We start from the raw sequence: 15044 nt of genomic DNA, 5'->3' as shown, positions 1-15044 counted from the left end.
ATTTTAGCCGCGGCACCAGCTGGTGAAGCCATGATGAGTACGCCTTTTGTAGCGATTTTCACGATATTCGTGCTCGCTATTCTTGTAGGGTATTACGTTGTTTGGGGCGTAACACCAGCGCTACACACGCCATTGATGGCAGTGACCAATGCCCTATCGAGTATTGTCATCGTCGGTGCGATGCTCCAGACCGTTACCATTGACGGTAGCATGTTTACCGCGACCAGCTTACTCGGTACTTTTGCCGTATTTTTAGCCAGTGTCAATATCTTTGGTGGTTTTGCTGTGACGGAACGTATGCTTGCAATGTTTAAACCAAAACCTAAAAAAGCCCCGGTTGTAACCACTGATAGTGGAGGTGACGCATGAACGACTTAACTAATACGATTGCTACCAATGCTGATTGGTTTTACTTAGTTGGTGCGATATTATTTGTCTTGACCTTACGTGGTCTGTCCAGCCCAAAAACGGCTATTCGTGGCAACCGGTTAGGTATGGTGGCGATGGCCATTGCGGTCATTACGACGTTTTTCTTAGCCGAAGGCCCAGTGCTATGGCTAATTATTGGCGCGATGGTTTTAGGTGCAATCGTTGGACTGTGGAAAGCCAAAACGGTTGCAATGACCCAGATGCCAGAAACGGTGGCGCTGATGCATTCCTTCGTTGGTTTAGCGGCGGTAGCCATTGCTTTAGCAACGGTGCTACATACTGAGGAAGCGTACAGTACCATTACCCGTCTAGAATTATTTATAGGTTGCTTTATTGGTGCGATTACCTTTTCAGCTTCATTTTTTGCCTTTGGTAAATTAGCTGCTAAGAGTTGGGCAAAAACTCTAGTAGGCGGCTGGGTTAAACCGGTACAGGCCATTTTGTTTATCGCTATGGTTAGTTTTGGCGCGGTTTACTTTTTGACCGATTCGCTGCCTGCATTTTATGCGATGACGGTATTGGCGGTAGTGTTTGGTTGGATGTGGATTGCCCCGATTGGTGGCGGTGATATGCCGGTAGTGGTGTCTTTACTGAACTCATTCTCAGGTTGGGCAGCAGCGGGTATTGGTTTTACGCTCGGTAACTCGATGCTGATTATTGCCGGTTCCTTAGTTGGGTCATCTGGTGCTATTTTGTCCTACATCATGTGTAAAGCGATGAATCGCTCATTATTAAACGTCTTATTTGGCGGTATAGGTACAGTAGCCGTCGCTGCAGGCGGAGATGATGGCGCGCCAAAAAATTATAAATCAGGCTCGGCAGAAGATGCTGGATTCCTAATGGCCAACGCTAACGATGTGATTATTGTACCTGGTTATGGCATGGCGCAAGGTCGCGCACAAAATGCGGTCAAAGAGTTATATGAATTATTGAAAGCAGAAGGTGTTAACGTACGCTTTGCTATCCATCCGGTTGCTGGTCGTATGCCCGGACATATGAACGTCTTACTGGCTGAAGCTGATGTGCCTTATGATGATATTCTTGAGATGGATGAGATTAACTCCGACTTTTCAAGTACTGATGTAGTAGTCGTCATTGGCGCTAATGACGTGGTGAACCCTTCTGCGAAGGACGATCCTACCTCGCCAATATTTGGTATGCCTATCTTGGAGGTCAGCAAAGCCCGAACAGTCATGGTTATTAAGCGTTCGATGAGCACCGGTTACGCCGGCTTAGACAACAGCTTGTTCTATATGGACAAAACCATGATGATATTTGGTGATGCTAAAAAAGTGGTCGAAGAGATGGTTCGTAGTATCAATGGCGCGGGTCATTAAGCTGCTAATTTAATCAGCTATTAGGTTAAGAGACTAGGCGTCACTAATCTGATTTTGCAATCACTGTCAGCGTCTAGCTTGTGCACTACTAAAAATGAGCAGTGTTGCTAAAATAGATTAAATTAGTCTTTAACTTGACGGTCTTGAATACTAACGATAATCGCTAAAAGTCACTGAGGTGGCTTTTTTTGCGTCAAACCAATTTACCTTTTTTCTGCTATAACCTTCAGCAGTTTATATACTTAATAAGAGAGTTGCTCGTGAATATGTTACTGCGTTTTTTTATTATGATTGGCTTGCTTAAGCAGCAACTGAAACAGCAGGCGGTTAATGGTCAGCTCAGTATCGAAGCCCTCACTACCCCTGTGTTACGCCACTATCGAGTATTGCCGCACGACATGGGCTTTCGTAATCACTTGCCCAACTATCGTTATTTATCTTTTATTGAGCTAAACGTCACTCACTGGCTGCTGGCCTGTAGTCACCAAAAAGGTATCAAGTCATTGCAATGGATTATCGCCATGCAAGAGGTCATCTATCTTAAAGAAATTAAGTTTTTGGATAAAATGACGGTTAGTAGCACTCTGGCCGGCTGGGACCATAAATATATCTACTTTGAGCATCGTTTCTTCGTAAAAAATCAGCTGATGGCAGTGGCAATGACTAAGTTTGTATTGATGGATAAGCGAGGTAAGTGTAAACCCAGTTGCCTTGATATGGTGGGTGAGCGACTGACCGAGGTCATCACTTCTTGGAACAAGCATCAGATAGCAGTGAAGTCTGCGCCAACGCCATCAATAGAGGGTCATTAATTTAGACGGTTGTTAATAATTGTGAGGCTTGGCTATACATCATCAGGCGAAGTTTGCTAGGATAGAGCACATTGATTGGGTATCCCATTAATCAATGATAGCGTTAATGAGTGATGCCGCTAATTATAAACATTGTAATTTAATTTTAAGGAGCCGTTATGATCCCGCAGTCATTAAAATGGACAGATAGCTTGGATATCGCTATTGAGCTTTACGAAAAATTTCCTGAGACCGACCCACAACAAGTACGTTTTACCGATTTACATCGTTGGATAACAGAGCTTGAGGGCTTTGATGATGATCCCAAAAAATCGAACGAAGGTATATTAGAATCCATTCAAATGAATTGGATTGATGAAGCTGCTGACTAGTTCGATTTTACTGCTTTACGTATGACCTCAAATAACCAGGCTCTTAAACAAAAGAACAGGACAGGCAGTATCATGACTTCACAAATTAAAGAGCTAACCGAAGCGGTAGCTTGTAAAGGTATCAGCGTTCGCACCACCAATATTGCTGAAATCAGCCACGACACTGCCAAATTAGGTAGATTATGGCAAAAGTTTTATCAAGGTCATGTGAGTCATCTCGAAAAGGGTGAGGATATTTATGGTATTTATCACAACTATGAGAGCAATGATGAAGTCGGCGCTTTTGATGTCGTAGCCAGTTGGAAGGTAGGCAGTCAGCAAGGCGAGCAAGAGCAGCCAGGCAAAGACGCTACTCTCAATGCTGGCAGTGTGATGACAGTGACTATTCCTGCAGGAAAGTATTTAGTATTCTCTGAGCATGGCAACATGCCTAATACGGTGATGAATGCTTGGGAGAAGGTCTGGGAATATTTTAATGACCCAAGCTGCGAACACACGCGAGTTTACGATGTCGATTTTGAGTGTTATGTCGATGGCAATCTAGAATACGGTCAAGTTGATGTCTATATTGGTATCGAGTGAATTCAGTCATGTGATGAGCATTAAAAGGACAGTCTGTGACGACGCATCAGGTAACCTATCAAATCAATACAGCTATTAGCCCTGAACAGTTCATCGAACTACTTAATAAGTGCAGCTTAGGCGCAAGCCGACCAATAGATAACTACTATGTAATAAAAGGCATGCTTGATAATGCGGACTTATTAATCACGGCATGGATAGATGAACAGTTGGATGATGATGGCGTCAATGAAAAACAGTTGATTGGGGTCGCACGCTGCGTGAGTGATTTTAGCTACTGCTGTTATCTATCAGAATTAGCAGTGGTGGAAGACTATCAACACCAGGGTATCGGTAAGATGATGATTAAAAAGATTGAGCAGCAATTACCACCCAACTGTCAGATTATTCTATTATCTGATCTGCAAGCGAGTGATGTGGCTAATAAAACGAGCTATCCAAAGATTGGTTTTGCTAAGCATGATAACGCCTAGGTCAAAGTAGTCAGTTGATAACTATTTTAAAACGTAGCTAATTGTTTACTATTGACCTATTACTTGATATGACTGGCTATAGTTTGAAGCGCACAGCTAATGATTTGCAGCTCGTCATAATCCTTATTACACATAGCCTTTATCAAAAACAGTCCTGACTAAAAATAAAAAAAGCGCTACTTGTTTAGCAAGTAGCGCTTTTTTATGGATAAAATATAATCAGTCTCACTGAAGTTCTTAATCAAGCAATAAGTTCTCTAAAATCCCTTCATATATTTGCGCCAATCTTCCTAAATCATCAATCTCAATCTTTTCATCGACTTGATGAATGGTGGCATTGCGTACGCCAAGCTCTACCACTTGCGCACCCGTTGGGGCAATAAAGCGTCCGTCGGAGGTGCCACCAGAAGTGGATAAAGTAGTATCAGTATCGGTAACTGCTTTAATCGCTTGCTGGCATGCTGAGACTAGTTGGCCTTCAGGGGTCAAAAACGGTTCACCTGATAACTTCCAATTAATCTCATACTTAGCCTTACTATCTGAAAAATATTTGTCAAATATTGCGTGAGTTTTTGCTTTTAATTCATCTTCGGTAGTTTCAGTAGAAAAGCGAAAGTTAAAGACCACCTCTAACGTTGCAGGAATGACGTTGGTTGCGCCAGTGCCGCCGTTGATATTAGAGATTTGTAGTGAGGTGGCGGGGAAGTACTCATTACCTTTATCCCAAGTCGCCTCAGTCAATTCCGCCAGTGCTGGCAGGACCGCATGAATAGGGTTGGAAGCTAGATGTAGGTAGGCAACATGGCCTTGTTTACCAGTAACGGTTAAGACTGCACCCAATGAGCCACGGCGACCGTTTTTGATAATATCGCCGAGGGTGTCGGTACTCGATGGCTCACCAACGAGGCAATAAGTAATTTTTTCATTTCGTGCTTCTAGCGCTTCGATTACTTTGACTGTGCCATTAATTGATGGGCCTTCTTCGTCAGAAGTAATTAAGAATGCAATAGAGCCGTTATGTTCTGGATGGTTGAGGACAAAGCGTTCGGCAGCGACCGTAAAGGCGGCAATACCGGTTTTCATATCAGCCGCGCCGCGTCCCCATAGATAACCATTAGCAAGCGTTGGAGTAAATGGCGGATAAGTCCAATTGTTTTCATCGCCTGTCGGTACCACATCGGTATGACCTGCAAAGCAAATCACTGGCTCAGTGGTTCCGCGCCGCGCCCATAAGTTTTTGACTTCAGCATGTTCACCGCTTTGTTGTCTATCGCCGAAGTACATAAACTCGCAGTCAAATCCCGCTTGCTGAAGTCGCGCTGACAATATGTCTTGGCATCCGGTATCGTCAGGTGTCACCGAAGGACGCTCCATCAATGCCATACTTAAGGCTAAAGTTGCTTGCTGAGAAGTATCTGTTGTGGAGGTTTTCATGCTTTCGCTATGATTGCTAACAGTCTCTGCTGTTAAGTTATGATTTGACATTGGGAGCCTTTTCAAAGTTAAAAGTAGTTCATTATTAGTTGCTTTCAATATTAAGTGTTTTCAACGAAAGGAACTAAGCCATCACGGCGCATCCAGGTAGCAATAGAGTAACGTTGCCGGTGGGCTGTCTGTACTTGATGTTGTATATTACTATTAAAGATTACTAAGCGATTAGCCACTGGCATAACATTGTGATGCTTGCCATGATTATCGATCACTTCTAACGCACCGCCGTCACTGTTTGCCCATTCATCATTGAGATAAAACACCGCTGAGAGGACGCGCTCATCACGGTTCGTAGGATTATCTTTATGCCATTGGTAACCAAAGCCGACCGGATAGCAGGCATAATGCGCCTCGCTATGGCGGATACCAGTGAATAAACTGCGATTAAATACGGTAGCAAGTGCGTTAATGCTTTGTAGATAATAAAACCCAGCAAAAAAAACCTGCGTAATCCAGCGGATGTTATCACCGCGAATATCACTGACCTGAATACCGGCGGTGAGCTGTGCTGCTCGATAGTCAACAAAGCCACTTTCCGCCTGTAGCGCTAACAGAGCCTTACTGTTAAATACATCATCGATAATGATCCAACCCTCATTGACGAGCTTATCAAGCTGGGTGTTAGTAAGCCTATCTCCCCAGTCAACTTCGAAATCAGACAGTTGTAGTTCATGTTGGGTAAGTGAAACATCATTAATGCCATCGATATTCGGAGTAAGCAGCGGCGGATTATTATCCCCTATCGGATTATCGATGACCAACTCTGTTGAGCTTAAATCTGTCAAATGAAGGTTACTGCTAATCTCTATCATTTCATTACCACCTTGCTCTATCAACGGTCAATCAACACCTATTTACCAAAACCATCGTTATTTTTTGCGCTTCCTATGCTACCATAGATGCAATTTTTCTTACTTAAACTTTTAAACTTATGAATTATAAACATGCCTATCACGCCGGTAACTTTGCTGATGTGGTCAAACACATTTTATTGGTACAACTGCTTAATCAATTAAGCCAAAAAAACAAACCTTTTTATGTGCTTGACGCCTATGGTGGCCGTGGCCTGTATTCGCTTGCCAGTGAAGAGGCACGTAAGACAGGAGAGTTTAGAGGCGGTGTTCAAGCCTTGATGAAAGCTGATACCGAACAAGCGCCAACAGCGGTTAAAGATTACGTGGAAGGCGTTAAGCAAGCCCGTTTTACTTATGACAAAAAAGTTTATCCTGGCTCGCCGTGGTGGATTGCGCATCATGTCGAAAAAAGCACTGATGGTAGTGTTCGCGGTGAAGCGTTTGAAGCAAAAGCTAGCGAGTATGATGCCCTTAACTACCAGCTGCATAAATTGCCTATTGGTATTCATCATCGCAATGCATTTGAAGGTATTGCTGCGGTCATCCCGCCACAAGAGAAACGTGGTCTAATTCTACTTGATCCGCCATATGAACAAGAACATAAAGATTTTACCCGTCTGATCAATTTATTAGTAGCGTCTTATAATAAGTGGCCACAAGGCACTTACGCGTTATGGTTCCCTATTAAGAACATTGAAGCGGTAGAGTTGTTTTATAAGAAACTGAAACGTACCGAGATGAGACGTCAGCTGGTTTGTGAGCTGAATATCTATCCCAATGATATTGCTGTTGGCCTAAATGGTACGGGTATGCTCATTATCAATCCACCGTGGCAGTTTGACAACCATGCACGTGAGATATTACGTTTCTTACAACCTGTATTTAAAGTAGCTGATGCGCCTAACCTAACCCCCGATAGCGCGACTAATGTGCGCTGGCTGGTTGGCGAATAAGGACCTTGTTATGACCACCGAGCAACCACCCAATAACTCAGGTAACACCAATAATTCAAGTAACAATCGTACAGATAGTAACCATCTGAACGCTGGACTGCCAAAAGAACCTCTATTGCAGGACAGTGCGGCTACCCAGCCGCCCTTTGTAGATGAGCATGAGTCTAATATCCGTTTAGCGGATAATGATGACTATGACGGTCTGACTTTTGAGGTGATTGAATCAGAAGTCGCTGAAGGTAAGCAAGTGGTGAGTCGTGGTGTTTATTTAGCACCTAACTTAATTACCACTTTGTCATTACTATCTGGTTTTTACTCAATTTTGGCCAGTACTGATGGACGATTTTATCAAGCGTCCTTAGCGATTTTCTTATCAGCTATTTTAGATGGTGCAGATGGTCGAGTTGCACGGATGCTCAATGCGCAAAGTCCATTTGGGGAGCAATATGACTCTCTGGCCGATATGTTGGCTTTTGGTATTGCCCCGGCAATTCTAATTTATAGCTTTGCGCTAGAGCCATTAGGTCGCATTGGTCTAGGTTGTGCATTTGTGTTCACTGCCTGCGGGGCTTTTCGTTTGGCACGCTTTAATGTACAGGTCGGTATAGTTGACAAAAAGTACTTTGTCGGCTTGGCCAGTCCACTGGCTGCTATTTTAGTAACATCTGCCGTCATGGTCGCGATTGATCATAACGAGTGGGTGGGGCAATATGATACGCTGGTGATAATGTTGTTCGCCGCTTGGGTGGTGATATGTGGTTTATTGATGGTCAGTAACGTAAAGTACTACAGCTTTAAAGAGTTCGACAAAAAGAAGGTCCCCTTTGTAGTCTTGATCGTTGGCGTATTAGTTATGAGCATAGCGATATATGACATACCAGTTGGCATTCTAGCCATTGGTTTTATTTATGCGCTATCCGGCATCGTTACGACGTTAAAAAGTAAGGTTTAGAAACGATATCTACAATACAGTCTTAGACTTAGATAAAATTTCTAGTAGATAGAGCGTCAGTTTTGTATTGTGAAAAGAGCCGCCCTGTCTAGGATGGCTCTTTCTTTATCTTTGATTTTATATCTGATTCAAAGACTATAATTAATTTAACCACCAAAACCGCTTGACCCACACATGAAACTGCGTATAATGCCACCCAGTCGGAAGGGAAGAGCGGCTTTATGAAGTGGTTTACCACTTTAGAAAAAGTTAGTTAAATAACTTCTTGACACCGTATTAAAAGCGTCTATAATACGCACCTCAGCAAGGGAAGCTAGCAAGTTTAAGAGTAATTCATTACTCAATGACTACCGAGCTAACCTACTGAAACGAATTGGAACAAAGACTTGACAGGTTATTTCAACATGATATACTAGTCAGCTCGCTAAACGAGATAAGCTAAATAGCTTACCTTAATTAGCGAAAACATTATTTACTGGACGACAGTGAATAACACTATTTAAAAGCATAACTAAAGAACAACTTGTGTGGATTTTTGCTGATTCAGAATGCTAAAAAATAAAGTTGACTGTCTTCTCTTTTCGGGAAGTCTATTAACTATAAAAATTATCATTTAAGACAGCAAGAAAACTCAAAGTTAATTCATTTAAATGAAAACATACGAAGAGCGTAATTGCCAGATTAGATGAGCCAAGTTTAGTAACCTCTTTAAAGGGTTACATAGCAAGATTAAACTGAAGAGTTTGATCATGGCTCAGATTGAACGCTGGCGGCAGGCTTAACACATGCAAGTCGAGCGGAAACGATGGTAGCTTGCTACCAGGCGTCGAGCGGCGGACGGGTGAGTAATACTTAGGAATCTACCTAGTAGTGGGGGATAGCTCGGGGAAACTCGAATTAATACCGCATACGACCTACGGGAGAAAGGGGGCAGTTTACTGCTCTCGCTATTAGATGAGCCTAAGTCGGATTAGCTAGATGGTGGGGTAAAGGCCTACCATGGCGACGATCTGTAGCTGGTCTGAGAGGATGATCAGCCACACCGGGACTGAGACACGGCCCGGACTCCTACGGGAGGCAGCAGTGGGGAATATTGGACAATGGGCGAAAGCCTGATCCAGCCATGCCGCGTGTGTGAAGAAGGCCTTTTGGTTGTAAAGCACTTTAAGCAGTGAAGAAGACTCCATGGTTAATACCCATGGACGATGACATTAGCTGCAGAATAAGCACCGGCTAACTCTGTGCCAGCAGCCGCGGTAATACAGAGGGTGCAAGCGTTAATCGGAATTACTGGGCGTAAAGCGAGCGTAGGTGGCTTGATAAGTCAGATGTGAAATCCCCGGGCTTAACCTGGGAACTGCATCTGAAACTGTTAGGCTAGAGTAGGTGAGAGGAAGGTAGAATTCCAGGTGTAGCGGTGAAATGCGTAGAGATCTGGAGGAATACCGATGGCGAAGGCAGCCTTCTGGCATCATACTGACACTGAGGCTCGAAAGCGTGGGTAGCAAACAGGATTAGATACCCTGGTAGTCCACGCCGTAAACGATGTCTACTAGTCGTTGGGTCCCTTGAGGACTTAGTGACGCAGCTAACGCAATAAGTAGACCGCCTGGGGAGTACGGCCGCAAGGTTAAAACTCAAATGAATTGACGGGGGCCCGCACAAGCGGTGGAGCATGTGGTTTAATTCGATGCAACGCGAAGAACCTTACCTGGTCTTGACATATCTAGAATCCTGCAGAGATGCGGGAGTGCCTTCGGGAATTAGAATACAGGTGCTGCATGGCTGTCGTCAGCTCGTGTCGTGAGATGTTGGGTTAAGTCCCGCAACGAGCGCAACCCTTGTCCTTAGTTACCAGCGGGTTAAGCCGGGAACTCTAAGGATACTGCCAGTGACAAACTGGAGGAAGGCGGGGACGACGTCAAGTCATCATGGCCCTTACGACCAGGGCTACACACGTGCTACAATGGTAGGTACAGAGGGCAGCTACACAGCGATGTGATGCGAATCTCAAAAAGCCTATCGTAGTCCAGATTGGAGTCTGCAACTCGACTCCATGAAGTAGGAATCGCTAGTAATCGCGGATCAGAATGCCGCGGTGAATACGTTCCCGGGCCTTGTACACACCGCCCGTCACACCATGGGAGTTGATTGCACCAGAAGTGGATAGCCTAACCTTAGGGATGGCGTTCACCACGGTGTGGTTGGCGACTGGGGTGAAGTCGTAACAAGGTAGCCGTAGGGGAACCTGCGGCTGGATCACCTCCTTATAGACGCATTCGGTCAGCAAGAATTCACAACAAGTTGTTCTTTAGTTTAAGCTTACGTTTATTGCATAAACGTATATGGGTCTGTAGCTCAGCTGGTTAGAGCACCGTGTTGATAACGCGGGGGTCAGTGGTTCAAGTCCACTTAGACCCACCATTTTATATGGGGCCATAGCTCAGCTGGTAGAGCGCCTGCCTTGCACGCAGGAGGTCAACGGTTCGACTCCGTTTGGCTCCACCATCATAAACACAGAGTAAGCTTAGAGTGCGAATAACATAGAAACAAGTGATTTAGATATAGCGAAATATATCTTAAGATTACTTCTTTCTGTTTTATACAGAACCTGTAATTCGACGAGAATACAGGAACTATTTAAAAACATAGATATGAGTCTGGGTTAGAACAACATGTTCACGTGTTGTTTCTAACCTGATAATCGATTCTCTTAACGACATCAGTTGTTATCCCAGAGGATTGATTATCAAATAATAAAGAGAACTGAATCAAGCGTATAAAATTAGGTGATATCGTTATCATAATTAGACTCATATAACACTTAGATAGTTGAAAGACTACTTGGGGTTGTATGGTCAAGTAATGAAGCGCACATGGTGGATGCCTTGGCAGTCAGAGGCGATGAAAGACGTGACAGCCTGCGATAAGCTTCGGGGAGGCGGCAATATCCTGTGATCCGGAGATTTCTGAATGGGGAAACCCACTTACCATAAGGTAGGTATCTCGTACTTGTACGAGAAGCGAACGAGGGGAAGTGAAACATCTCAGTACCCTTAGGAAAAGACATCAAATGAGATTCCCCAAGTAGCGGCGAGCGAACGGGGAGAAGCCGATTAATTCTAATGTAGAAGAACAGCGTGGGAAAGCTGACCGTAGTAGGTGATAGTCCTGTATTCGAAACATTAGAGTTAACATATTAAGTAGGGCGGGACACGAGAAATCCTGTTTGAAGATGGGGGGACCATCCTCCAAGGCTAAATACTCCTGACTGACCGATAGTGAACCAGTACCGTGAGGGAAAGGCGAAAAGAACCCCTGTGAGGGGAGTGAAATAGAACCTGAAACCGTGTGCGTACAAGCAGTGGGAGCCTCAATTTATTGGGGTGACCGCGTACCTTTTGTATAATGGGTCAGCGACTTATGTTCTGTAGCGAGGTTAACCATTTAGGGGAGCCGTAGGGAAACCGAGTCTTAATAGGGCGAATAGTTGCAGGGCATAGACCCGAAACCGAGTGATCTATCCATGAGCAGGTTGAAAGTGCCGTAACAGGCACCGGAGGACCGAACCCACTATCGTTGAAAAGCTAGGGGATGACTTGTGGATAGGGGTGAAAGGCTAATCAAACTCGGTGATAGCTGGTTCTCCCCGAAAGCTATTTAGGTAGCGCCTCGGACGAACACCATTGGGGGTAGAGCACTGTTTCGGCTAGGGGGTCATACCGACTTACCAAACCGATGCAAACTCCGAATACCGATGAGTGATATCCGGGAGACACACAGTGGGTGCTAACGTCCATTGTGGAGAGGGAAACAACCCAGACCGCCAGCTAAGGCCCCAAATTCCTAGTTAAGTGGGAAACGAGGTGGGAAGGCATAGACAGCTAGGAGGTTGGCTTAGAAGCAGCCATCCTTTAAAGAAAGCGTAATAGCTCACTAGTCGAGTCGGCCCGCGCGGAAGATGTAACGGGGCTCAAACTAGGAGCCGAAGCTGCGGATTTGAATTTGTTTTCAAGTGGTAGGGGAGCGTTGTGTAAGCCTGTGAAGGTGTGTCGTAAGGCATGCTGGAGGTATCACAAGAGCGAATGCTGACGTGAGTAACGATAATGCGAGTGAAAAGCTCGCACGCCGGAAGATCAAGGGTTCCAGTCCAACGTTAATCGGGGCTGGGTGAGTCGACCCCTAAGGCGAGGCCGAAAGGCGTAGTCGATGGGAAATCAGTTAATATTCTGATACTTGTTTATAATGCGATGGAGGGACGGAGAAGGTTATGCCAGCCTGGCGACGGTTGTCCAGGTGAAAGGATGTAGGTAGACAGTTTAGGCAAATCCGGACTGTTAATACCGAGATCTGATAGCAAGCTGTACTTGTACAGCGAAGTGGCAAATACCATGCTTCCAGGAAAAGCTTCTAAGCAATAGTTATAAACGAATCGTACCCTAAACCGACACAGGTGATCAGGTAGAGAATACCAAGGCGCTTGAGAGAACTCTGCTGAAGGAACTAGGCAAAATGGTACCGTAACTTCGGGAGAAGGTACGCTGCTGATGGTGAAGGACTTGCTCCGTAAGCTATTAGCAGTCGCAGATACCAGGCTGCTGCAACTGTTTATTAAAAACACAGCACTCTGCAAACACGAAAGTGGACGTATAGGGTGTGATGCCTGCCCGGTGCTGGAAGGTTAATTGATGGGGTTAGCGTAAGCGAAGCTCTTGATCGAAGCCCCAGTAAACGGCGGCCGTAACTATAACGGTCCTAAGGTAGCGAAATTCCTTGTCAGGTAAGTTCTGACCTGCACGAATGGCATAATGACGGCAGCGCTGTCTCCAGCAGAGACTCAGTGAAATCGAAATCGCAGTGAAGATGCTGTGTACCCGCGGCTAGACGGAAAGACCCCGTGAACCTTTACTACAGCTTTACATTGAACTTTGACCTGACTTGTGCAGGATAGGTGGGAGGCTTTGAAGCCGAGACGCTAGTCTTGGTGGAGCCAATCTTGAAATACCACCCTGGTCATGTCGGGGTTCTAACTCAGGTATAACAATACCGAGGACAATGTATGGTGGGTAGTTTGACTGGGGCGGTCTCCTCCTAAAGAGTAACGGAGGAGTACGAAGGTGCGCTCAGAACGGTCGGAAATCGTTCATAGAGTATAAAGGCAAAAGCGCGCTTAACTGCGAGACCCACAAGTCGAGCAGGTACGAAAGTAGGTCTTAGTGATCCGGTGGTTCTGTATGGAAGGGCCATCGCTCAACGGATAAAAGGTACTCTGGGGATAACAGGCTGATACCGCCCAAGAGTTCATATCGACGGCGGTGTTTGGCACCTCGATGTCGGCTCATCTCATCCTAGGGCTGAAGCAGGTCCTAAGGGTATGGCTGTTCGCCATTTAAAGAGGTACGCGAGCTGGGTTTAGAACGTCGTGAGACAGTTCGGTCCCTATCTACCGTGGGCGTTGGAAATTTGAGAGGATCTGCTCCTAGTACGAGAGGACCAGAGTGGACGAACCTCTGGTGTTCGGGTTGTCACGCCAGTGGCATTGCCCGGTAGCTACGTTCGGATGGGATAACCGCTGAAAGCATCTAAGCGGGAAGCCCACCTCAAGATAAGATTTCCCTAAAGAGCCGTTGAAGACTACGACGTTGATAGGCAGGGTGTGGAAGCACAGCGATGTGTGTAGCTAACCTGTACTAATTGCTCGTTTGGCTTGACCATACAACACCCAAGTGGTTTGTATGAGAGCTCTAATTAATCTATCTTGTATAGCTAAAATGCTATAGAATATAAATACATTTCGATATCACCTTAAACCTTGATTCAGTTAGGTTTATGTTGACAGGCTTTAAGCTAATACTTAAGTCAATAACAACAACAGACTCATATCTAACCCCCTTTGCTGACGACAATAGCATGATGGAACCACCTGATCCCTTACCGAACTCAGAAGTGAAACATCATCGCGCCAATGGTAGTGTGGATTCGTCCATGTGAGAGTAGGTCATCGTCAGCTCTCTATTCTAGTAAAGCCCCCAACGTTAATTCGTTGGGGGCTTTTCTTTGCCTAAGTTTCTAGTGGGCCGTAGCGCAAGGCGTAAAGCTTTCCCTGTAGGAATTCACTCTTGAGAGCTCTTTATATCTAATGTTGGGGGCTTTTTATTACTTACGTCATACTCATAACTACGCAAATATTATTCAAAATGCATACCTTGTTAGTTGAGTTAAATTAGCTCATCTGATTACGTATCAGTAACATACATGTTAGAATTAGTTACTTAAAGGTTTTTTGAAGGATAATAAAATGCGTAAAAATGTAGTTATTAAAATAGTTACACTCATTCCAGTATTTATAATTTCCGGGTGTATGAATATGCCTACTCCTTCTGCTCAGATTACTGGTTCATATACCTCCGGATTAAATTATGAAAAGTTTGACTGTGGAGATTTAAGTACTGAAATTGCTTCTCTAGCTCGCCGAGAAAATCAGCTATATGTTGCACAGGAACAAAGAATTAAAACGAGTAAGGTTCAGGCCTTTTGGATGGGATATGGTCAAGGTGATGGTGTCGAAGCATCGGAACTTGCTAACGTAAGAGGTGAGAAAGAAGCAGTTAGAAAAGCGTTCGAATCTAAGAGATGTAACTAACTTAAACGATGTCTGATTAAGCTTTGAAGTAAAGTACTGATAATAATGTAGAGTTATCCATACAAAAGTAGGTTGCCGTTAGATGTTTACATCGAAAACCCCTTAGCCTAGGGGTTTTTCTTTGGCTTTATGTTTTATATTTTATTT

At 44.6% G+C, this 15044-nt stretch carries 11 protein-coding genes, 2 tRNA genes and 3 rRNA genes; 14 read left to right on the top strand and 2 right to left on the bottom strand.

Annotation, left to right across the window (positions count from 1 at the left end):
- The first annotated feature begins 33 nt into the window (after positions 1–33).
- From H4W00_RS11890 to H4W00_RS11865, 6 genes are all read left to right on the top strand, one after another.
- Positions 34–369 carry a proton-translocating transhydrogenase family protein gene (locus tag H4W00_RS11890; protein WP_209959228.1) on the top strand — a complete coding sequence of 112 codons (336 nt, stop codon included), beginning with the start codon at positions 34–36 and terminating at the stop codon, positions 367–369.
- Positions 366–1766, top strand: a complete 1401-nt coding sequence (locus tag H4W00_RS11885; RefSeq protein ID WP_209958515.1) for an NAD(P)(+) transhydrogenase (Re/Si-specific) subunit beta — start codon at positions 366–368, stop codon at positions 1764–1766. Before H4W00_RS11890 ends, H4W00_RS11885 begins: the two co-directional genes overlap by 4 nt.
- A 260-nt stretch (positions 1767–2026) precedes the next feature.
- The gene (locus H4W00_RS11880) at positions 2027–2578 is read left to right on the top strand and encodes an acyl-CoA thioesterase (protein WP_209958512.1); all 552 of its coding nucleotides are present in this window, start codon (positions 2027–2029) and stop codon (positions 2576–2578) included.
- Between the two features lie 158 nt (positions 2579–2736).
- A complete protein-coding gene (gene iscX / locus H4W00_RS11875; RefSeq protein ID WP_209958510.1) occupies positions 2737–2949 on the top strand; it encodes a Fe-S cluster assembly protein IscX in 213 nt (70 codons plus the stop codon).
- A 72-nt stretch (positions 2950–3021) separates the two neighbouring features.
- Positions 3022–3531 carry a GyrI-like domain-containing protein gene (locus H4W00_RS11870; protein WP_209958498.1) on the top strand — a complete coding sequence of 170 codons (510 nt, stop codon included), beginning with the start codon at positions 3022–3024 and terminating at the stop codon, positions 3529–3531.
- Between the two features lie 35 nt (positions 3532–3566).
- A complete protein-coding gene (locus H4W00_RS11865) occupies positions 3567–4004 on the top strand; it encodes a GNAT family N-acetyltransferase (RefSeq protein WP_209958496.1) in 438 nt (145 codons plus the stop codon).
- Positions 4005–4241: 237 nt separating this feature from the next.
- Here H4W00_RS11865 and dapE read toward each other — a convergent pair whose 3' ends face one another.
- Entirely contained in the window at positions 4242–5438 is a 1197-nt protein-coding gene (dapE, locus tag H4W00_RS11860; RefSeq protein WP_334685012.1) for a succinyl-diaminopimelate desuccinylase, read from the bottom strand.
- Positions 5439–5539: 101 nt separating this feature from the next.
- Positions 5540–6307 (bottom strand): 2OG-Fe(II) oxygenase, encoded by a 768-nt coding sequence (locus H4W00_RS11855; protein ID WP_209958484.1) that lies wholly within the window; start codon positions 6305–6307, stop codon positions 5540–5542.
- Positions 6308–6426: 119 nt separating this feature from the next.
- Between H4W00_RS11855 and H4W00_RS11850 the strand changes: the two genes are divergently transcribed.
- The 8 genes from H4W00_RS11850 to H4W00_RS11815 all read left to right on the top strand — a co-directional run bounded on the left by H4W00_RS11850 (position 6427) and on the right by H4W00_RS11815 (position 14897).
- A complete protein-coding gene (locus H4W00_RS11850; protein WP_209958481.1) occupies positions 6427–7302 on the top strand; it encodes a 23S rRNA (adenine(2030)-N(6))-methyltransferase RlmJ in 876 nt (291 codons plus the stop codon).
- 10 nt (positions 7303–7312) lie between these two features.
- On the top strand, positions 7313–8254 hold the full coding sequence (gene pssA, locus H4W00_RS11845) for a CDP-diacylglycerol--serine O-phosphatidyltransferase (protein ID WP_209958479.1): 942 nt from the start codon (positions 7313–7315) through the stop codon (positions 8252–8254).
- 731 nt (positions 8255–8985) lie between these two features.
- A 16S ribosomal RNA gene (locus tag H4W00_RS11840) occupies positions 8986–10524 on the top strand.
- Positions 10525–10601: 77 nt separating this feature from the next.
- A tRNA-Ile gene (locus H4W00_RS11835) sits at positions 10602–10678 on the top strand.
- A gap of 8 nt (positions 10679–10686) precedes the next feature.
- Positions 10687–10762: transfer RNA gene (locus tag H4W00_RS11830), tRNA-Ala, on the top strand.
- 348 nt (positions 10763–11110) lie between these two features.
- A 23S ribosomal RNA gene (locus tag H4W00_RS11825) occupies positions 11111–13969 on the top strand.
- A 180-nt stretch (positions 13970–14149) separates the two neighbouring features.
- Positions 14150–14264, top strand: a 5S ribosomal RNA gene (gene rrf / locus H4W00_RS11820).
- The 16S, 23S and 5S rRNA genes sit together here with 2 tRNA genes alongside, the layout of an rRNA operon.
- 288 nt (positions 14265–14552) lie before the next feature.
- Positions 14553–14897: a hypothetical protein gene (locus H4W00_RS11815; RefSeq protein WP_209958477.1), complete on the top strand. Its 345-nt coding sequence runs from the start codon at positions 14553–14555 to the stop codon at positions 14895–14897.
- Positions 14898–15044: the final 147 nt, after the last annotated feature.

It is taken from the genome of Psychrobacter sp. PL19 (genome assembly GCF_017875835.1).
In the GTDB taxonomy this organism is placed as follows: Bacteria; Pseudomonadota; Gammaproteobacteria; order Pseudomonadales; family Moraxellaceae; genus Psychrobacter.
The sequence above is the reverse complement of the archived record's forward strand: the minus strand, read 5'-3'. Positions and strand labels throughout refer to the sequence as shown.